The organism is Kineococcus anabasis (genome assembly GCF_054590795.1).
Genome location: NZ_BAAIHU010000008.1, coordinates 58,873 through 78,192, shown reverse-complemented (window position 1 = coordinate 78,192; position 19,320 = coordinate 58,873). Strand labels below are relative to the sequence as shown.

Below are 19,320 nucleotides of genomic sequence, written 5' to 3'. Positions count from 1 at the left end.
GCCGGGAGGCACCGGGGTCCGGTTGATCCGGCCGGGTCGACCAGATGTTTGCGCAAACATGCCTGCGCAGATCGTCCCTGCGTCGGCCCCGCCCGTCAACCGTCCGACGGCGGGTGGTGGTTCCGGTGGGTGAGCCGGGTCAGAGCCCCCAGCCCCAGCGGAGCTGGGCGACACCGGAGGCGTTGTTGACCGCGAGGCCCGTGCCGCTCTGCCGGGTGAGGGAGTAGCTGTCGTTGGCGCGCAGCCCCGGCCAGTAGATCACGCCCATCTGCCGGCTCCGGGCGAAGTCGGTGGTCGCGGCGAAGTACGACGAGAACTGGTTGCCGTCCTGGTGGCCGGCGGAGTAGTTGATGCCCGTCGTCATCGGCGCGCCGGTCTCGTCGATGATCGTGCGGGCGGCGCAGTTCCCGACGCGGCGGCTGAGGTCGGCGGTCCACCGGTCCCGGGTGGTGTAGGTGTTCCAGTACCCGTAGAAGTGCAGGGACAGCAGGGTGCCGTTGAGGGCGCCGGCGGCGCACACGCCGGTCACGTCGTCGTTGTACCCGGTGCCGCTGATGATCACCCGGCCGCGCGGGACGCCGGGGTGCCGGGAGAGCCACTGCGAGGTCAGCGAGACCCAGCTGCTGAGGCTGTAGCCGAACGGCTCGTTCATGATCTCGAAGTAGACGTTGCCGTTGCCGCCGTAGTCCCGCACGACGCGGTCCCACATGGCGTTGAACGCCGCGGTGTCGTCGACCACGCCGTTCTTGTTGTCGTTGGCCTCCCAGTAGCTCAGGACGACCTTCATGTTCTGGGCCAGGGCTTCGTCGACGGTGCCCTTGTACCGGCCCCACCAGTCGGAGTTGACGGTGTACGGGTTGACCGGTAGCCGCAGCGTGTTGGCGCCGAGCTTGCCGCGGAAGTCGGTCAGGATGCCGCGCGCCTTCGTGCGCACGGTGGAGTAGCTGTCGGAGGCGGTCAGGCCGGTCGGGATGACCCAGCCGTTGACGTAGTTGTCGCGCTCGTCCGCCCAGTTGACCCCGCGGAAGGTGTTGGTCGCGGCGCTCGACGGCGTCGCCGCCGGCACCGAGGCCACCAGGGGGGTCACGAGGACCGCCACGAGGGCGGCGCGCAGGCGGCGGGAGAGGCGGGGGGCGCGGGGAGTTCGGGTCACGGGATCTCCATCGATCTCGGGTGGGGTCCGCACCGGGGCGCGGGGAGGGGGGACCGGCGGGACGCGGGCGCCGCGGGTGCGGCGGTCAGGACACGGAAGAGGTGTGGGCGGCGTCCCGGCGAGGAACCGGCTGCTCGGGTCCCGTCGCCGCCGGGGCACCGCCCCGGCCGGTCACCAGCGAAGTGTGAGCACGACGCCTGCGGGCGTCAAGTGCGGGCGTGAGCCGTCCCCGCCACCCGTCCGGGTGACATGTCGGTAACGGGCCGGGAGAGGGGTTTGACTCGGACGGGCTCGAGGTGCACCATCCTCTCACCCCGTGTTTACGCAAACATCGGCGCTGTTGCGGAATGTTTGCGCAAACACCCACGACGTCGTGCGCGAGGAGGCCGTCATGACGACCGCCGCACCACCCAGGGTCGTCCGCCGGAGACCCGTCGCCACCACCAGCCGGCGCTCGCTGGCGGGCTGGGCGTTCATGGCGCCGTTCATGCTCGTCTTCGCCCTGACGTTCCTCGCCCCCATCGTCTACGCGCTCGTGCTGAGCCTCTTCCGCACCCAGCTCGTCGGCGGCACCGCCTTCGTCGGCCTCGCCAACTACGCGCAGGTCGTGCAGGACCCGCAGTTCTGGGCCGGTGTGGTCCGGGTGACGCTGTTCCTCGCGGTCCAGGTGCCGGTGATGCTGGGCATCGCCCTCGCCGTCGCCCTCGCCGTCGACAGCGGACGCCTCCACGGCCGCAGCTTCTTCCGGATCGGGGTGTTCCTCCCGTACGCGGTGCCCGCCGTGGTGGCCGCGCTCATGTGGGGGTTCATCTACGGCGACCGCTTCGGGCTCGTCGGCGGTCTCAACCGGGGCCTCGGGGTGGACCTGCCCGACCCGCTCTCGCCCTCCCTCGTGCTCCTGTCCATCGGCAACATCGTCACCTGGGAGTTCGTGGGCTACAACATGCTGATCTTCTACTCCGCCCTCCAGGTGGTCCCGAGGTCGCTCTACGAGGCCGCGGAGATCGACGGTGCCGGCCCGCTCCGGGTCGTCACGGCCATCAAGCTCCCCGCCATCCGCGGTGCGCTCGTCATCGCCACGATCTTCTCGATCATCGGCAGCTTCCAGCTGTTCAACGAGCCCGCGATCCTGCAGTCGCTCGCCTCGAACTCCATCACGTCGTTCTACACGCCGAACATGTACGCCTACTCGCTCTCCTTCGCCGGGCAGCAGTACAACTACTCCGCGGCCGTCGCGATCGTGATGGGCGTCCTCACGATGATCGTCGCCTACGTCGTCCAGCTCCGCGGGATGCGCAAGGGGGCGATGGCGTGAGCACCGTGACCACACCCCCGGCCGGCGCCGCGCGGCCCGCGCCCGCCAGGCCCTCCACCCGCCCGGTCCGCGCACCGCGCCGGTACTCCCGCGACACCCCGCGACGCAGCGCGCTGCTCACCGCCCTGACCGGCCTCGTCCTGGTCTACAGCCTGCTCCCGCTGTTCTGGCTCGTGGTCAACGCGACGAAGACCCAGCCGGGCCTCTTCCGGTCCTTCGGCCTGTGGTTCGACTCCGAGTTCGCGCTGTGGGACAACATCCGCCAGACGCTCACCCACGACGACGGCATCTTCCTGCGCTGGTTCGCCAACACGCTGCTGTACGTCGTGGCCGGCGCGGGCGGCGCCACCGTCCTGGCCGTCCTCGGCGGGTACGCCCTCGCCAAGTTCGACTTCGCCGGCAAGAAGGCCGTCTACGCCGTCGTGCTCGGCGCGGTCGCCGTCCCCGGCACCGCCCTGGCCGTGCCGACGTTCCTGATGTTCAGCCAGCTGGGACTCACGAACAACCCGCTGTCCGTCATCATCCCCTCGCTGGTCTCACCGTTCGGGCTCTACCTCATGTGGACGTTCGCGTCCGAGGCGATCCCCGACGAGCTGATCGAGGCGGCCCGCGTCGACGGCGCCGGGGAGTTCCGGACGTTCTTCCAGATCTGCCTGCCGCTGCTGGGCCCGGGCATCGTGACCGTCCTGCTGTTCGCCGTCGTGGCCACGTGGAACAACTACTTCCTGCCGCTCATCATGCTCAAGGACCCGGACTGGTACCCGCTCACCCTCGGGCTGAACTTCTGGAACGACCAGGCCGCCACGGCCGGCGGCGAGCCGGTGTTCCACCTGGTGATCACCGCATCCCTCCTCACCATCCTGCCCCTCGTGGCGGCGTTCCTGCTCCTGCAGCGCTACTGGCAGGCAGGTCTCGCCAGCGGGAGCGTCAAGGAGTGAGGACCCCGCACCCCCGCACCACCGCACGAGACGCCCACCGGCCGGTGGGCACCCACCGCCCCACCACGCGAGATCGGACAAGACCATGACCTGGCAGCGTCGCCGCACGATCCTCAAGGGCGCAGCCCTCCTGGGTGCGCTCACCCTCACCGCCGCCTGCGGCGGCACCGACAGCGGCTCCACCGGTGGCACGGCGGAGACCGGCCACGCGGCCGTCGAGAAGGCGCTGGCCGAGGGCGGGGAGATCACCGTCTGGGCCTGGGAGCCCACCCTGGAGCAGGTCATCGCCGACTTCCAGGCCGAGCACCCGAAGGTGAAGGTGAAGCTGGTCAACGCCGGCACCGGCAACGACCAGTACACCGCGCTGCAGAACGCCGTCTCGGCGGGCAAGGGCGTCCCGGACGTCGCGCAGGTCGAGTACTACGCCCTCCCGCAGTTCGGCCTCGGCAAGTCGCTGGCCGACCTCTCGCAGTTCGGCGCCGCCGACCTGGACGGGACCTTCACCCCCGGCCCGTGGTCGGCCGTGAGGTCGGGCGACGCCGTCTACGGCCTGCCCATGGACTCCGGGCCGATGGCGCTCTTCTACAACGAGGAGCTGTTCACCAAGCACCAGATCGCCGTCCCGACCACCTGGGACGAGTACCTGGACGCCGCGCGCAAGCTGCACGCCGCCGACCCGAACGCCTACATCACCAGCGACACCGGCGACGCGGGCTTCACCACCAGCATGATCTGGCAGGCCGGCGGCAAGCCGTACCAGGTCGACGGCACGAACGTGGGCGTGGACTTCTCCGACCCCGCGACGCAGAAGTTCGCGCAGACCTGGCAGACGCTGGTCGACGAGAAGCTCCTCTCGGACATCGACGGCTGGAGCGACGAGTGGTACAAGGGCCTCGGTGACGGCACCATCGCCACCCTGGTGACCGGCGCCTGGATGCCCGCCAACTTCACGCCGGCCGAGCAGTCGAAGGGCAAGTGGCGCGTCGCCCCCATGCCGCAGTGGGAGAAGGGCGGCAAGGCGACGGCCGAGAACGGCGGCAGCTCCCTGGCCGTGCCCGCGGCCAGCGAGAAGCAGGCCCTGGCCTACGGGTTCCTGGAGTACGCCAACGCCGGCAAGGGCGTGGCGACCCGCATCGCGGGCGGGGCCTTCCCGGCGACGACGAAGGAGCTGAACGACCCGGCGTTCCTCGACGCGCCGTTCGAGTACTTCGGCGGGCAGCAGGCCAACGAGGTCTTCGCCGAGTCGGCCGCGAACGTCGTGCCCGGCTGGTCGTACCTGCCCTTCCAGGTCTACGCGAACAGCATCTACAAGGACAGCGTCGGCAAGGCCTACCTGGGCCAGACCACGCTCGCCGAGGGCCTGCAGGCCTGGGGCACCGCGTCGGAGAAGTACGCCGGCCAGCAGGGCTTCACGGTCAGGTGAGACCGGGGGGCCGGGCGGGTGAGCAGCCCCCGCCCGGCCCCCCGCGCACCCGCCGCACCCGCGGCGGGTGCGCCCGGTCCGGATCCGGCCCTCCAGGCCGGGTCCCGCGGGCCGATCGTTCTGTATGTTGCGACGGTATGAGCGGGGGGGCAGCCCGCCGGCGCCGTCGCGGACCGGTGGAGGAGACAGCCGTGGAGGCACCTGCGACGACGGACCGGCCCGGCAGGGGCGGTGCTCCCGGGCGTGGCGGGACCGCGGACCGCGGCCTGCCCCGGCAGGCCGTGCCGGAGGCCCGCCCGCGCCGGGTGTCCATGGCGGACGTCGCCCGGCACGCCGGGGTGTCCGCCCAGACCGTCTCCCGCGTCTCCAACGGCTACGAGGGTGTCGTCCCCGAGACCCGCGAGGTCGTGCTCCGCTCGATGCACGAGCTGGGCTACCGCCCCAACGGGGCCGCGCGGGCGCTGAAGTACGGCGAGTTCCGCACGATCGGCGTCCTCCTCTTCACGCTGTCCACGACGGGCAACATGCGCACCCTCGACGCGATCGCCACGTCAGCGGCGCGCGAGGGGTACGCCATCACGGTCATCCCCATCGCGGCGCCCACGGAGGCCGGGGTGCGGGGGGGCTTCTCCCGCCTGGAGGAGCTCGCCGTCGACGGTGTCGTCGTCATCATGGAGGTCCACCTCCTCGACACGGCGGTGGTCTCCCTGCCGCCGAACCTGCACGCCGTCGTCGTCGACTCCAACGCCGGCGACCGCCACGCGGTGGTCGACACCGACCAGGCCGACGGTGCCCGCCAGGCGGTGGAGCACCTCCTGGAGCTGGGCCACCGCACCGTCCGGCACGTCGCCGGGCCCGAGGACTCCTACGCCGCGGAGGGGCGGGCCGCGGCGTGGCGGGAGACGCTGCAGGCCGCCGGCCGGCCCGCGCCGCCGATGCTGCGCGGGGACTGGTCCGCGGAGTCGGGCTACGCGGCGGGGCTCCGGCTGGCCGACGACCCGGAGTGCACCGCCGTCTTCGCCGCCAACGACCAGATGGCCCTCGGCCTGCTGCGCGCCTTCCACGAGCGGGGCCGGGTGGTGCCGCGCGACGTCAGCGTCGTGGGTTTCGACGACAGCGCCGACGCCGCCGACTTCATCCCGCCCCTCACCACCGTCCACCAGGACTTCGCGGAGGTGGGGCGCCGCTGCGTCGACGCCGTGCTGCGCCAGATCCGCACCGGCAGCGCCGGGCACGGCACCACGCTCGTCCCCACCCGGCTGGTGGTGCGGCAGAGCACGGCGCCACCGCCTCCCGGCGCCTGAGCGCACGGCCGGCGGGCATCCCGCCGGCCGGGCGACCGCTCAGCTCCCGCCGAGGCGGCGCCACACCTCGGCGGGGGAGGGGACCTGCGCCAGGCAGGCCGCCTGGCGCCGAGCCGCGTCGCGGTAGGAGTTCTCCCCGAGCACCAGGCCGACGCCCTCGCCGAGGTCCTCCGGCCGCGCGCACGCGACCGCCGCGCCGGAGGCGGCGACGCGCTCGGCGATGAGGGGCTGGTCGGCCAGCACCGGCATCAGCACCAGGGGGACGCCGTGGGTGAGGGCGCCCAGGACGGTGCCCGCCCCGCCCGCGGCGACCACCGCCGACACCCCGGGCAGCAGCCTCGCCAGCGGCGTGAAACCGGTGACGTGGACGCGGTCCGCCGGGACGTCGAGCTCCGCGGGCGCGGTCCCGGCGGGCGCGGTGAGCAGGACGTTGACGTCCCGGCGCAGCACCCCCTCCAGCGCGGCGAGGTGGAGGTCGCGGTCCCCGACCACCGTGCCCAGGGTCAGCAGGACGGTCGGCAGGTGCTCGCGGCCGGGGAAGCGTGCGCCGTGCCCGGTGGCGGCGGGCTCGTCGTGCGCCTCGGGGCGGATCGGCAGGACGTCCGCCGGCTGCACGTACCCGTCGGGTTGCAGCCACGCCGGCCACGCGTCGACCAGCGCCCGGCGCGGCACCTCGGGCAGCCCTCTCTCCCGCAGGCGATCCGCGAGACCCTCCTCGAAACCTTTCTCCAGCAACGGGTCCAGGGCCGTCGTGACGGAGAAGGCCACCCGGGGAACCCCCAGGGCGGCGGCGACGAGGGGCGCGACGAAGTCCGTGGAGTCGGCGACGACGAGGTCGGGCGCGCAGGTGCGGGCCACGTCCAGGAGGGCGTCGAACGACATCTCGACGCGGGTGCCGGTGAACATGTCGACGATCGGGCCGGTGTCGGCGAGGTCGGCGGGCCCGGCGCCGGCGTTGCGCCGGGCGTTCTCGGCCACCAGCGCGGGCAGCGACGGACCGGACGGCGTGAACGGCAGGTCCCCGACGACGCCCGCCAGCGCCTCGTGCGCCGAGACGACGACGTCGGCCCCCGCGGTGCGCGCGGCGCGCGCCAGGGGGAGCAGGGGCAGCAGGTGGCCGTGGGCCGGGACGGCGGTGAACAGGACGCGCACGGGTTCTCCTGGGGATCGGTGGTGCGGGGTGAGCGGGGTGGAGCGGTGCACCCGGTCACGGCACCGCGGGGGAGGGTGGGTGCCGTGACCGGGCGTTCGGGGCCGGGGCGTTCGGGGACGCGTCCGGGACGTCAGGTGCGGGGTGCGGGGCGGGTGCCGAGCAGGGCGGCGGCCAGGCTCACGGCGGGGACCGCGGCGGTGACCAGCAGGACGGCCCACCCCGGCACCACCCCGTCCAGCCCTCCGACGAAGGCCGAGCCGACGGCGCCGCCGACGAGGAAGACCAGCGTGGCGATGCCGAGGGCGATGCCCCGCACCTCCTCCCCGGTCGCGGCGCCGACCTGGGCGAGCATCGCGGGCTGGCCGTGGCTGAAGGCGACCGCCACCGCGGTGAAGGCGACGACGAGCAGCGCGGGCGAGGACAGGAACTGCCCCAGCGCGGCCAGCAGCAGGGCGCAGACGGCGACCGCGGCGCTGGCCGCGAGGGTGCGGCCGGTGCCGAGCCTGCCGAGGACGGGCCGGGCGGTGCGGGTGGCGAGCAGGGCCACGGCCGCGGCCGGGACCATGGCCGCGCCCGTGGTCAGCGGGCTCCAGCCCCGCAGTGCGAGCGTGGTGGGCAGGGCGAAGAGCATCGCGAACCAGGCCGCGGGCAGACCGGCTCCCGCGACGGCCGGCAGCAGGACGCCGCGGTCGGTGACGACCCGGCGGGGGAGGAACCCGTCGCTGTTGCGGCGCACGTGCCGCACGAGCAGCGGCAGGCCGGCCAGCACCAGCAGGGCCCCGGGCACGGCGATGGCCGCGCCGCCGGAGGGTGCCTGCGCCAGCAGGACGGCACCGCCGGCGGTGGCGGTGACGTACACGGCGCCGGGCAGGTCGAACCTGCCGCCGCCGCCCTCGCGGGGCGCGAGGCGCGCCAGGGCGGGGACGAGCAGGAGGGCCACCGCGGGCAGCGCCATCACGGGCCGCCAGCCGACCTGGCTCTCCAGCACCCCGCCCAGCAGGGGCGCGGCGGCGCTGAGGGCCGCGCCGATGCCCGCCACGCGGCCGAGCGCGGCGGCGCGGACCCGGCCGCTGTAGCGGGCGCTGAGGAGGGCGGCGGCCAGCACGGTGATCGACGCCGCACCCGCGCCCTGCACGAACCGCGCGGTGATGAGCACCGCGGGCGTGGTGGCGGCCGCGGCGGCGAGGGCCCCGGCGCTCATGGCGAGCAGGCCGGTCACGAAGGGCGTGCGGATGCCGATCTGGTCGGCGGTGCGCCCGAAGACGGGCGTGAACACGGCGAGCATGACCGCGTAGCCGCTGAGGACCCAGGCGGCGGCGGAGCGCTCCACGCCGAGGTCGGCGGCGGTGGTGGGCAGGACCACCGCGGCCGCCGAGGAACCGCTGACGGCCAGGCCGAACAGCGTCCCGAGGAGCAGCGAGACGCGCCCGGCGTCCTGTGGTGGGTCCGGGGTCGGCGGGTCGGGGGTCGGCGGGTCGGGGACCTGCCCGGTCCTGCCGGGCGCGGGCGCTGTGCCGGCGGGTGCGGTGCTGCCGGGTGCGGTGCTGCTCATGGTGGTGCCGCCTCTCGGGCTGGGGGGCTCTCGTGCCGGGGACCGGTGGTGCGCGCAGCACGGGTCCCGGGGGAGGCGTGCGGGCCGGGACCCTCCTGGCCCGCACGCCTCCGGTCGGGGTCGCCGCGGGGAGGTCCGCCGCGGTCGCGGTGCTCAGCGCCCGGTGCCGGCCGCGCCGGAGTGGCCGGCCACGCTGCCCTCGTAGGAGCCGAGCCCCTCGATGAGCCCGAGCAGCTCGCGGTCACCGGCGAAGCGGTCGGCGTGGATCTTCTTGATCTTCGCCTCGATGTCCGGGTCGGCGTCGTCGACGATGTCGAAGGAGACCATGTCCTGCACCAGCGGCAGGCCGAGCTCGTCGGTCTTCCGGTGCGTCGGGTGGAGCATGTACTCCTCGTAGCCGGCGATGTCCTCGATGAGGAACGTCGCGCCGGCGTCGAAACCCTCTCCGACGTGCGGGCCGACGGCGAAGGACTTCACCGACCCGATGACCTCGCCCTGCAGGCGCAGGTTCGCCATCGCGGCGTCGATCTTGTCCTGCGGGGCGTCGGGGCGGAACGAGAAACGGATGGTGTGGAAGATCACGGCTGTCTCCTCGGTGTGGTGGTTCGGTGGTGCGGCCGCACGGTCGTGCGGCCGCCGTGGTGCGGGGTGCCCCGCCCGTCCCCGGGTTCCGGCGATCGCGGGGGGTCCGGGCCACGCCGTGCCCCGGGGCGGGTGGGGGAGGGCGGGTTCCTTCCTCATGTAGTAAGTGACTCGTCAGTCACATTAGACCGGTGCCGCGGCCGTGGCAAGCGACCGCCGGGTGGACCGGTGCCGGCACTTCCGGCGGACCCGGCCGGAACCTTCGGCGGACCCTCGTGGGAACGAGCGCGGGAACTGCGTGGGAACGAGCGCGGGAGCCACCACCCACCGCCCCCTCCGTGTGGTTCCTCCGCTGCGGCACAGCACCTCCGGTGTGCACAGGCTCCTGCACAGGGTGTGGAGGAGATCCCGGCGCCGGCGGTGGGCGCCCGGTTGCGGGGAGGCGTGCGGACCGGGACACCTCAGGTCCGCACGCCTCCGGTCCGGGTTCCCGCGGCGGGTGCCGGCGCCCCGGTGCGGGCGGCCGGAACCCCTGCCGAGGTCGGGTAGTCGGTGTAGCCGCGCGCGTCCCCGCCGTAGAAGGTGGTGGGGTCAGGCTCGTTCAGGGGTGCTCCGGTGCGCAGGCGCTCCGGCAGGTCCGGGTTGGCGAGGGCGGCGGTGCCCACGGCCACGACGTCGGCCGTGCCGTCCTCCAGGTCGGCGAACCGCTCGTGCAGCGGTGCGCCCGCGCGGTTCAGCACGAGCGGGTGGGACCACAGGCCGCGCAGGGTCGCGAGGAGCCTGTCGTCCCCGGTGTGCAGCACGTGCAGGTAGGCCAGGCCGAGCGGGTCGAGGACGGGGACCAGCGCGGTGTACAGGGCGGTGGTGTCCTCCTCGGTGATGTCGTTGAAGGGGTTGCCCGGCGAGATGCGGAAACCCACCCGGCCCGGGCCGATCTCCGCCGCCACCGCGGCGGCGACCCGGACGGCGAAGCGGATGCGGTTCGGGACCGTTCCGCCGTAGTCGTCGGTGCGCCGGTTGGTGCCGGTCGCGAGGAACTGGTGCACCAGGTAGCCGTTCGCGCCGTGGATCTCCACGCCGTCGGCGCCCGCCTCGACGGCCAGGGCCGCCGCCTGCCGGAAGTCGTCCACGACCGAGACGATCTCCCGGGTCGAGAGCTCCCGGGGGACGGGTACCGGCTGCGGACCGGAGGCGGTGTGGATGTGACCGGCCGGCCGCACGGGGGAGGGTGCGACCGGCCGGCGGCGGTGGAGGGTGTTGTCCGGGTGCGCGATGCGCCCGGCGTGCACCAGCTGGACGACGAGCCTGCCGCCGCCGGCGTGGACGGCGTCGGCGACGCGGCGCCAGCCCCGGACGTGCGCGGACGTGTGCAGCCCGGGCGTCAGGGCGTAACCCTGGCCCTCGGGCGAGGGCTGCGTCCCCTCGCTGATGACGAGGCCGAGGGAGGCGCGCTGACCGTAGTAGCGGGCCATCAGCTCGCTCGGGGTGCCGTCGGGCCGGGCCCGGTTCCGGGTCATCGGCGACATCGCCAGCCGGTGCGGCAGCGCGAGGTCGCCCAGCCGCACCGGGCTGAACAGGAGGGTCGGCGCGGAGGTGCTCACGGTGGTCTCCTTCGGTCGTCCCGGGAGGGGGTCCCGGTGCTCCGCCGGGCGCAGAGGCGTTGCCCCCGTTCGCTTCTGCCGTTCGGCCTCCGCCCGGTGATTTCGGAAGCCTTGACCTAGACGGACCTGTCTGTCAACCTCGGTGCACCAGCGATTCCGGAGGAGGTCCACGTGCGACGGAGCGACGAGGACGGGAACCACCGCGCGACCCGGGGGCGCACCGCCTGCGCCTCGGGGGACCTGTTCTTCCTCCCCGCGACCCGCGGGGAGGGCGCCGCCCCGCCGCTCGCCGGGAGCGCGGGACCGGCTCACGCGCTCACCCCGCCGCCGGCAGCGGAACCCGCGGTTCCGCCGCCCCCGGCACGACGAGCGCCTTGACCACGCGCTGCGCGGCGACGTCGTCCAGCGCCCGCTGCGCCTCGTGCAGGCCGTACTCGTGCGAGACGAGCCCGCCCCAGCCGAACCACCGGCCGTAGCGGTGCACGACCTGCACCGCGCGCACGAGGTGGCCCACGTCGCTGCCCCAGCAGCCGCGCACGTCGAGGTGCCTGCGGTTCAGGTCCAGGTGCGGGTTGAACGTGGCCGTCCCCGCGTCCGTGTACTGGCCCACCACGACGTACCGCCCGGCGTCGCGCGTCAGCCGCATCCCCTCGGGAACCGCCCCGGGCACACCGGTGGCCTCGATCGTGACGTCGGCGCCGCGCCCACCGGTCAGCTCCCGCACCGCCTCCTCGCGCTGGGCGGCGCTCGTGCCGGCGATGTCCAGCACGACGTCGGCGCCGAACCGCAGCGCCGCGGCCAGGCGCACCTCCGGCCCCCCGGTGACCACGACCCGCCCCGCGCCCCGCAGCTGCGCCAGGACCGCCGCGCACAACCCGACGGGCCCGGCGCCCTGCACCACCACGGTGTCCCCGAACTGCACCTCCGCCAGGGTGACGGCGTGCAGGGCGGTGGGCAGGCCGCAGCCGCCGGCGAGGAAGTCCCGCCACGGCAGGCCCTCCGGGAGCGGGACGACGTGCGCGCCGGGCAGCAGGTGGACGAACTCCGCCCACCCGCCGAGGAGGCCGTCGTCGGCGGACAGCGTGACGCCGTACACCCGGCGGTGCGGGCAGCGGGTGGTGGCGTGCGCCACCGTGCAGTACCAGCAGCGCCCGCAGGTTCCGATCACGTCGAGGAACGTGACCACCTGCCCGACCCGCACCGGGTCCCCGTGCACGTCCAGCGCCACGGGCCCCGGCCCGAGCGCGGCGACCTCCCCGACGCTCACGTGCCCGGGGATGATCGGGTAGGGAACCCCGGCGAGCTGCCCCCTCGACAGGTGCACGTCCGTCCCGCACACCTCGCTGCCCAGCGTGCGCAGCAGCACCGCACCGGGTTCCAGCTCCGGCAGCTCCAGGTCGCGGACCTCCAGCGGCCGGTGCGGTTCCGTCATCACCGCGGCAGCGACCACGGTTCCTCCTCGTGTCCCGTCCGCACCGCGCGCGGCGGTGCGGAATTCGTCGTCGGTTCGCCCGGCTGCAGGACGCGGCCGGGCCGTCCGGGCTCAGCCGGATCCCTCCGGAGCCCCGGGACGCCACGGCGCCGCGGGTGGGCCCAGGTCCCTGCGCAGCTGCTGGGTGACGACGGCGTAGCCGCAGCGCTCGTACAGGGAACGGGCACGGGTGTTGGCCGCGAACACGTTCAGCATCAGCGCCCCCACCCCGGCCGCCCGCACGGCGTCCTCGGCGGCCGCCAGCAGGGAGCGGCCCAGGCCCGCGCCGCGGTGACCGGGATCCACCGTGAGGTCGTAGAGGAACGCGCAGTCCGGGGTGCCGCGGGGGTGGGCGAGGGCGATCCACAGCGAACCCACGGCCACCCCGTCGGGGCGCACCCCGCGCAGCAGGAGCATCCCCGCCGTCGCGGGACCGGCGGGCAGGAGGTCGGAGATCTCGCGCCGCGCCTCCTCCAGCGCACCGGCCGGGGGCCGGTTCCCGGCGGTGACCTGCTCCCCGGCGTAGGACCGCGCGAGGGTCTCGTGCCACGCCCCGAACTCCGCGTCGGTCATCGACCGGACGCCCAGCGTCACCACGGTGGCGGGTTCCCCGTTCCCGTCCACGTCACCTCCTCACGCCTCCGCCGTGTCCGCGACCCGGCCGGACACCAGGGTGCGGTCGGCACCGGGTCCCGCGGCCCCACCGGGAACCGCCCACACCTGCTCACTCCCGCCCGGTCGCACCCGGTGGAGCGCGTGGCACCGCCGGACGACGACGTCCGGTGGGTGCCCGGGGTGCCTGTCAAGCGGCGCAGGTGGACGGATCGGGGAACCCGCGGCGCACCACGGCGTCCGCGTCCGGTGGCACCATTCCGCCCATGACGACGGCGCCCGGTGGTGAGAGCACGGTGTCGCAGGGACGACCGCGGCCGCTGGAGGTTGTCCCCCCGCCGCCGGCCCCGGACCCCGCTCCGCACCACGCTGGGCTCCTCGGGCGCGGCCCGGAACTGGCGGTGCTGCGCGAGGCGCTCGACGGCGGGCCGGGGGCGCCCCGGGTGGTCGTCCTCGCGGGACCCGCCGGGGTGGGCACCTCGGCACTGCTGCGCCGCTGCGCCGAGGACGCGCGAGCCCTGGGCCGGCCGGTCCTGTGGATCGACGCCCGTTCCGTCGAGCCGACCCCGGCCGCGCTCGCCAAGGCGTTCGCGCGCGAGGCGGCGGCGGCCGGTGCGGGACGGGCCGTCCTGCTCGTCGACTCCGCCGAGACCCTCACCGGCCTGGAGCCCTGGCTGCGGGAGCGGTTCCTCCCCTCCCTCGCACCCGGCACCACCACCGTCCTGGCCACCCGCCACGTCCCGTCGCTGGCCTGGCGCGCCGACCCGGCGTGGCGGGGGGCGCTGCGGGTGGTGACCGTGACCGACCTGTCCGCCGACGAGGCGCGTGAGCTGCTCGCGGAGCGGGGCGTGCCGGCCGGCCTGCACCAGGACGTCCTGGCCTTCACCGGCGGGTCCCCGCTGGCGCTGGCGGCGGCGGCCGAGGAGGTGCTGCGGCAGCCACCCCGCTCCGGCCGCTGGACCCCCTCCGCCGAACTGCTGGACGCCCTGCTGGAGCACGTCGTGGGAGAACTGCCCTCACCGGCGCACCGGCGGGCGCTGGAGGTCGCCGCGCACGTCCTGGACACCACCGAGGACCTGCTGCGCGAGGTGCTCGGCGACGAGGCGCCGGAGCTGTTCACCTGGCTGCGCCGCCAGCCGTTCGTGGAGGCCGGCCCGCAAGGGCTGCACCCGCACGAGCTGGTGCGGCGGCTGGTGGAGACGGACCTGCGGTGGCGGGACCGGCAGGGCTGGGAGGCGATGCACCGCCGCATCCGCGCCTGCCTGGCCACGCGCGCGCTGGGCGCCCGCGGGGCCTCGACGCGCACGGCGGCCGCCGGGCTGAACTTCCTGCACCGCAACGCCGAGCTGCCCGCGCGGTTCCTCACCTGGCGCGGCCGCGGCGAGGTCGCCGAGGAGCCGTACGGGGCCGCGGACCGCGAGGCGCTGCTGGCGCTGGCGCGGGAGGCGACGGACGAGGGGACCACCCGGCTCGTCGACCTCTGGCTCCGGCGCCGCCCGCAGGACGCCGTCGTGCACCGCGACACCACCTCCGGGCAGGTGGTGGGTTTCCTCGTCCACCTGGTCCTGGCCGCCCGGGACGAGGAGGAGGTGCGGGCCGACCCCGTGGTGGCGGCGGTGTGGGAGCACGTGGAGCGGACCGGGCCCCTGCGGTGCGGTGAGCACCTGCGGATCGTCCGGTTCGTGGTGCAGGCCGGTGGCGACCCGCGGCCCTCGCCGTTCTCCGACCTCGTCATCGCGCGCTGCCTGGCGGAGTACCTGCACGACGACGACCTGGGCTGGTCGTTCGTCGTGCTGCGCAACGCCGGGTTCTGGGAGCCCCTGCTGTCCTACCTCGACCACCCGCGCCTCGACGGCCCCCTCGCCGGCGCGTTCGCGCACGACTGGCGCGCCGTCCCGAGGGAGGCGTGGCTGCGGCTGTGCGGCGAGCGCCTCGTCCACGGGCCCGAGGTGTCCGCCGGGGCCCCGGACGACGCGGTCCTCCCGCGGACGCGGTTCGACGAGGCCGTCCGGGACGTCCTGCGGACCTGGCACGACGACACCGCGCTGGTGGGCAGCCCGCTGATGAGCACCCGCCTCGCCGGCGCGGGCACGCCGCAGGAGCGGCTGGCCACCCTGCGCTCCGCCGTGCTCGACGCCGCGCGGGGCCTGTGCGGGCCGCGCCTGGGCAGGTACGGCACGGTCCTCACCACGACCTACCTGGACTCCCGCCCCCGCACGCAGGAGGCGGCGGCCGCCCGCCTGTCCACGCCGTTCAGCACCTACCGGCGGCACCTGGCCGCGGGGGTCCGGGAGCTCACCGACGCCCTGTGGCGGCAGGAGACCGGCCGGGGCGGGTGAGGCGACGGCCACCTGGGGCGGCGGGCGGCCGGCGGCTCAGCAGACCGCGTCGATCCTGAACGACGTCATGCGGTCGTTGAACACGTGGCTGACGTTGGCGCTGGACCCCCCGGGCGGGATGCTGATCATGCAGTTGCGGAAGGCGCCGTGCTCGTAGACGGCGACCCACTTGTTCGTGCGGTTCCAGTACGACGTCATGCTGTCGTTCAGCGCGCTGCCGATGTTGCTGTTGCTGCCGAAGTCCCCGCTGAAGCTGCCATTGTAGCGGCTGTCGCTCCAGAAGCAGAACTGGCCCGGTGAGCACTGCCGGAAGTCGGCCGACGCGGGTGCCGACGTGGCGACCGCGGTGCCGGCGAGGACCGCGGAGCCGAGAGCCGCGGTGACGACGGCCCGCCGGGCCCTGGTGCTGGTGTTCACGTGTTCGTTCCCTCCGGTGGGTGACGGGGACCGTGCGGTCCACCTGCACCGGGACGCTAGGTGGGCCGGGTCCGGGCGGGACAGCCCACGACCCGTCCAGTGCCTGCCCACTCCTGCTCAGGTCCACGGCGACCTCCCGGGCGGCACGCGCGGGCCGGGCGGGGAGTGGGCAGCGGTGGTCACCCGTGGGCACCCGGTGGGCGGGGAACGGTCTGTCGGCCGGTTCCGGGTTCTCCTACCGTCGGGGCCGACACGCTGCGGGACGGAGTCCCCAGCCCGACGAGAGGATTCGACCATGACGGTGCAGAGCCCGGTGCGCAAGGTCACCGCCGCCCTGATTCCGGCCGCTGCTGTGGTGGCCGCAGTGCTGCCCGCCGCGCCCGCCTCCGCGCACTACAGCCAGTGCCCGCCCGGCAAGATGTGCCTGTGGGAGCACACCGGTTACGAGGGCAGGTTCCAGGCGTTCGACGGCACCAGCCACAACATCGGGTCCCACATGAACGACCGCACGACGTCGATCTGGAACCGGACGAACCAGCGGGTGTCCGTCTACCTCGACAGCGGGTTCGGGACCTGCCTGCTCAGCCTGGCTCCCGGGAGTTCCGTCTACAACCTGAACTCCTGGCACAACGACAGGATCACGAGCATCCGGGTCGACGACGGCACGGGGTGCACGCGGGTCGGGTGACGGCCGCCCGCCTCGGCGCACCGTTCGGCACCCACCGGCGGTACCTGGCCGCCGGGTGCCCCGGTACCGGGCAGGGGTGGGCACCGGATGAGCACACGATGGCCTGTCGGGGGGTTCCGGGGCCTTCCTAGCCTCCTCACCACCACGCCGCGGGGAGGAGTTCCCCGGGCCCGAGGAGAGGAACCGACCATGAAGGTGCAGAACCCGGTGCGCAAGGCCGCCACCGCCCTGATCCCCGCCGCTGCCGTGGTGGCCACGCTGCTGCCCGCCACACCCGCCGCCGCGCACTACAGCCAGTGCCCGCCGGGGAAGATCTGCCTGTGGGACGACACCGGGTACAACGGCAGGTTCCAGGCGTTCGACGGGTCCACGGGCAACATCGGTGCCCACATGAACGACCGCACGACGTCGATCTGGAACCGCACGGGCACGGTCGTGCACTTCCAGGAGGACGCCGACAACATCTCCTGCATCTGGACGCTCCCGCCCGGCGGCTCGACCTGGAACCTCCCGCCGCGGCAGAACGACGAGATCACGGCCATCCAGCTCGGGGGCCGCTGCAGCTACCTGTGACGGCGGCGGGCGACGGCGGTGACAGCTCACCGGCGACCCGTCCGCTGCCCACCACCGCTCACCCGCTGCCCGGGGCTGCGGCTGCCCCGCCGCCTCACCGCAGCCCCGGGCGCCGCCATGCCGGGACGGCATCACCGCGGCCGATCCGGTCTTGGACGGCATCCCGGCAGCGCGGCAGGGTGGCGGCACACCCCCGAACCCGGGGACACCACGCGGACCGACGACGCAGATCGACGACAGGAGCAGGAACCCATGACCGTGCCCTTCCTCCGCAGCGCCTGCGCGGTGCTCGCCGCCGTCCTCTCCTCGCCCGCCTGCTCGGCCGGGTCGGCCTCCGGTCCGGGAACACCACCCGCGGTCCCCTCCTCCGCGCCGGCGTCCTCCGCGACCACCCCCGCGCCCTTGACGTCCGCCGCCTTCGGGCGCCTCGAGGCCGAGTTCGACGCCCGCCTCGGCGTGTACGCCGTGGACACCGGCACCGGCCGCACCGTCGAGCACCACCCCGACGACCGCTTCGCGTACACCTCCACGTTCAAGGCGCTCGCCGCCGCGGCCGTGCTGGACTCCACCACCCCGGCACAGCTCGACGAGGTGGTGCGCTGGTCGCGGGAGGACCTGGTCACCTACTCGCCCGTCACCGAGAAGCACGTCGAGACGGGGCTGACGCTGCGCGAGGTCGCCGACGCCGCCGTCCGCTACAGCGACAACACCGCGGGGAACCTGCTGCTGGCCAGGCTCGGCGGCCCGGCCGGTTTCGAGGCGGCGCTGCGGGCGATCGGCGACACCGTGACCGACCCGGAGCGCATCGAGACCGCGCTCAACGAGGCGGTCCCCGGGGACGTGCGGGACACCAGCACCCCGCGCGCCCTGGCGGCAGACCTGCGCGCCTACGCCGTCGGCGGGGAGCTGGAACCGGGGGACCGCGCGCAGTTGGTGAACTGGCTGCGGCGCAACACCACGGGTGACGCCCTGGTGCGCTCCGTCGTCCCGCCCGGCTGGCGGGTGGGCGACAAGACGGGCGGTGGCGGCCACGGCACCCGCAACGACATCGCCGTGGTGTGGCCCCCCGGGCGCGCGCCGGTCGTGCTGGCCGTGCTGTCCAGCCGGGACGAGCCCGGGGCCCGCTACGACGACGCCCTCGTGGCCCGTGCCGCGCACGCGGCCCTCGACGCGCTGTACCCGCAGGACATCCCGGGCGGCGAGGGCGAGCGGCCGGTGCGGCCCTCCGCGCCGTCGGTCAGCTGAGCGGCCCGGCCGCGACGAGCTTGCCGCGCAGGTGCCCGCGCTCGCTGACGTCCAGGGCGGCGGGGATCTCCTCGAACTCGAACAGCCGGGCGACGGGGATCGTGAACTCTCCCTTGCGGGCCAGCTCCAGCACCGGCAGCAGGGGCGCGGCGGTGAGGTCGGCCAGGTTCCCCGGTGCGATCCGCACCCCCAGGGCCGCGGCCTCGAAGTCGCTGGTGGTGACGATGCGCCCGGGGTCCCCGACGAGCGGGACGACGCTCGCGGCGAAACCCCGGCCGGCGGTGTCGAGGATGGCGTCGACACCCCGGGGGGCGGCCGCCCGGATGCGGTCGAGGACCCCGTCCCCGTAGGTGACGGGCACCGCGCCGAGGGTCCGCAGGTAGTCGTGGTTCGGCTCGCTCGCGGTGCCCACGACGTGCACGCCGTCGCGGACCAGGAGCTGCACGGCCGCGCTGCCCACGGCACCGGCGGCGCCGTTCACGACGACCGTCTGCCCGCGCTGCGGCGCCAGCACGGCCAGGGTCCGCAGCGCCGTCTCCACGCCGACGGGCAGGGCGGCCGCCTGCTCGAACGTCAGCTCGTCGGGGATGCGCACCACGCCGGTGGCGCGGGTGACGGTGGACCCGGCGTACGCGCCGGAGTCCGCGAAACCCGCGACCCGGTCACCGACGGCGAGGTCGTCCACGCCGGGACCGACCTGGTCGACGGTCCCGGCGACCTCGGTGCCGAGGACGGCGGGGAACCGGGTGGGCACCACGTCGCGCAACCAGCCGTTGCGGATCTTGAAGTCGACCGGGTTGACGCCGACGGCGGCGACGCGGACGCGCACCTGGCCGGGACCGGCGGTGGGGGTGGGGACCTCGGCGGTCGAGAACTGCTCGTTGCCGCCGAAACCGTTGAGCACGAGAGCCTTCATGACGTCGTCTCCTCGTTCAGGTCAGGATGGGGTCTGGG

At 74.6% G+C, this 19,320-nt stretch carries 17 protein-coding genes; 8 read left to right on the top strand and 9 right to left on the bottom strand.

Annotation, left to right across the window (positions count from 1 at the left end):
- Positions 1-139: 139 nt before the first annotated feature.
- Positions 140-1,153 (bottom strand): glycoside hydrolase family 5 protein, encoded by a 1,014-nt coding sequence (locus ACYQBY_RS13925; RefSeq protein WP_459644470.1) that lies wholly within the window; start codon positions 1,151-1,153, stop codon positions 140-142.
- 391 nt (positions 1,154-1,544) lie between these two features.
- On the opposite strand from ACYQBY_RS13925, the gene ACYQBY_RS13920 reads away from it, so the two are divergent.
- The 4 genes from ACYQBY_RS13920 to ACYQBY_RS13905 all read left to right on the top strand — a co-directional run bounded on the left by ACYQBY_RS13920 (position 1,545) and on the right by ACYQBY_RS13905 (position 6,133).
- Positions 1,545-2,468, top strand: a complete 924-nt coding sequence (locus tag ACYQBY_RS13920) for a carbohydrate ABC transporter permease (protein WP_459644469.1) — start codon at positions 1,545-1,547, stop codon at positions 2,466-2,468.
- A gap of 5 nt (positions 2,469-2,473) precedes the next feature.
- Entirely contained in the window at positions 2,474-3,406 is a 933-nt protein-coding gene (locus ACYQBY_RS13915; RefSeq protein ID WP_459644597.1) for a carbohydrate ABC transporter permease, read from the top strand.
- 85 nt (positions 3,407-3,491) lie between these two features.
- On the top strand, positions 3,492-4,829 hold the full coding sequence (locus tag ACYQBY_RS13910; protein WP_459644468.1) for an ABC transporter substrate-binding protein: 1,338 nt from the start codon (positions 3,492-3,494) through the stop codon (positions 4,827-4,829).
- Between the two features lie 311 nt (positions 4,830-5,140).
- Complete coding sequence (locus tag ACYQBY_RS13905) at positions 5,141-6,133, top strand: LacI family DNA-binding transcriptional regulator (RefSeq protein WP_459644596.1); 993 nt, start codon at positions 5,141-5,143, stop codon at positions 6,131-6,133.
- 39 nt (positions 6,134-6,172) lie between these two features.
- Here ACYQBY_RS13905 and ACYQBY_RS13900 read toward each other — a convergent pair whose 3' ends face one another.
- The 6 genes from ACYQBY_RS13900 to ACYQBY_RS13875 form a co-directional block, all read right to left on the bottom strand.
- Positions 6,173-7,285, bottom strand: a complete 1,113-nt coding sequence (locus ACYQBY_RS13900) for a glycosyltransferase (protein WP_459644467.1) — start codon at positions 7,283-7,285, stop codon at positions 6,173-6,175.
- 131 nt (positions 7,286-7,416) lie between these two features.
- Entirely contained in the window at positions 7,417-8,838 is a 1,422-nt protein-coding gene (locus ACYQBY_RS13895; RefSeq protein ID WP_459644466.1) for an MFS transporter, read from the bottom strand.
- A 153-nt stretch (positions 8,839-8,991) separates the two neighbouring features.
- Positions 8,992-9,420: a Dabb family protein gene (locus ACYQBY_RS13890; protein ID WP_459644465.1), complete on the bottom strand. Its 429-nt coding sequence runs from the start codon at positions 9,418-9,420 to the stop codon at positions 8,992-8,994.
- A gap of 461 nt (positions 9,421-9,881) precedes the next feature.
- Positions 9,882-10,946 carry an alkene reductase gene (locus ACYQBY_RS13885; protein ID WP_459644595.1) on the bottom strand — a complete coding sequence of 355 codons (1,065 nt, stop codon included), beginning with the start codon at positions 10,944-10,946 and terminating at the stop codon, positions 9,882-9,884.
- Positions 10,947-11,337: 391 nt separating this feature from the next.
- On the bottom strand, positions 11,338-12,471 hold the full coding sequence (locus tag ACYQBY_RS13880; protein WP_459644464.1) for a zinc-binding dehydrogenase: 1,134 nt from the start codon (positions 12,469-12,471) through the stop codon (positions 11,338-11,340).
- A 93-nt stretch (positions 12,472-12,564) separates the two neighbouring features.
- Positions 12,565-13,116, bottom strand: coding sequence for a GNAT family N-acetyltransferase (locus ACYQBY_RS13875; protein ID WP_459644463.1), 552 nt, complete (start codon positions 13,114-13,116; stop codon positions 12,565-12,567).
- A 254-nt stretch (positions 13,117-13,370) separates the two neighbouring features.
- Between ACYQBY_RS13875 and ACYQBY_RS13870 the strand changes: the two genes are divergently transcribed.
- Positions 13,371-15,443, top strand: a complete 2,073-nt coding sequence (locus ACYQBY_RS13870) for an ATP-binding protein (protein WP_459644462.1) — start codon at positions 13,371-13,373, stop codon at positions 15,441-15,443.
- 36 nt (positions 15,444-15,479) lie between these two features.
- Here ACYQBY_RS13870 and ACYQBY_RS13865 read toward each other — a convergent pair whose 3' ends face one another.
- A complete protein-coding gene (locus ACYQBY_RS13865) occupies positions 15,480-15,860 on the bottom strand; it encodes a peptidase inhibitor family I36 protein (RefSeq protein WP_459644461.1) in 381 nt (126 codons plus the stop codon).
- Between the two features lie 295 nt (positions 15,861-16,155).
- Between ACYQBY_RS13865 and ACYQBY_RS13860 the strand changes: the two genes are divergently transcribed.
- The 3 genes from ACYQBY_RS13860 (at position 16,156) to bla (ending at position 18,366) form a co-directional block, all read left to right on the top strand.
- A complete protein-coding gene (locus tag ACYQBY_RS13860; protein WP_459644460.1) occupies positions 16,156-16,548 on the top strand; it encodes a peptidase inhibitor family I36 protein in 393 nt (130 codons plus the stop codon).
- 189 nt (positions 16,549-16,737) lie between these two features.
- Positions 16,738-17,121, top strand: coding sequence for a peptidase inhibitor family I36 protein (locus ACYQBY_RS13855; RefSeq protein WP_459644459.1), 384 nt, complete (start codon positions 16,738-16,740; stop codon positions 17,119-17,121).
- A gap of 252 nt (positions 17,122-17,373) precedes the next feature.
- Complete coding sequence (bla, locus tag ACYQBY_RS13850; RefSeq protein WP_459644458.1) at positions 17,374-18,366, top strand: class A beta-lactamase; 993 nt, start codon at positions 17,374-17,376, stop codon at positions 18,364-18,366.
- Here the strand turns inward: bla and ACYQBY_RS13845 are convergent.
- Complete coding sequence (locus tag ACYQBY_RS13845) at positions 18,359-19,282, bottom strand: NADP-dependent oxidoreductase (protein ID WP_459644457.1); 924 nt, start codon at positions 19,280-19,282, stop codon at positions 18,359-18,361. The two genes, bla and ACYQBY_RS13845, sit on opposite strands and share 8 nt — an antisense overlap.
- Positions 19,283-19,320 lie beyond the last annotated feature (38 nt).

Excerpts from the sequence above, each read along its gene's own strand:
- ACYQBY_RS13920 (WP_459644469.1), top strand. The coding sequence starts at position 1,545 with ATGACGACCGCCGCACCACCCAGGGTCGTCCGCCGGAGACCCGTCGCC.
- ACYQBY_RS13910 (WP_459644468.1), top strand. The coding sequence starts at position 3,492 with ATGACCTGGCAGCGTCGCCGCACGATCCTCAAGGGCGCAGCCCTCCTG.
- ACYQBY_RS13905 (WP_459644596.1), top strand. The coding sequence starts at position 5,141 with ATGGCGGACGTCGCCCGGCACGCCGGGGTGTCCGCCCAGACCGTCTCC.
- ACYQBY_RS13895 (WP_459644466.1), bottom strand. The coding sequence starts at position 8,838 with ATGAGCAGCACCGCACCCGGCAGCACCGCACCCGCCGGCACAGCGCCC.
- ACYQBY_RS13885 (WP_459644595.1), bottom strand. The coding sequence starts at position 10,946 with ATGTCGCCGATGACCCGGAACCGGGCCCGGCCCGACGGCACCCCGAGC.
- ACYQBY_RS13870 (WP_459644462.1), top strand. The coding sequence starts at position 13,371 with ATGACGACGGCGCCCGGTGGTGAGAGCACGGTGTCGCAGGGACGACCG.
- ACYQBY_RS13860 (WP_459644460.1), top strand. The coding sequence starts at position 16,156 with ATGACGGTGCAGAGCCCGGTGCGCAAGGTCACCGCCGCCCTGATTCCG.
- ACYQBY_RS13855 (WP_459644459.1), top strand. The coding sequence starts at position 16,738 with ATGAAGGTGCAGAACCCGGTGCGCAAGGCCGCCACCGCCCTGATCCCC.
- bla (WP_459644458.1), top strand. The coding sequence starts at position 17,374 with ATGACCGTGCCCTTCCTCCGCAGCGCCTGCGCGGTGCTCGCCGCCGTC.
- ACYQBY_RS13845 (WP_459644457.1), bottom strand. The coding sequence starts at position 19,282 with ATGAAGGCTCTCGTGCTCAACGGTTTCGGCGGCAACGAGCAGTTCTCG.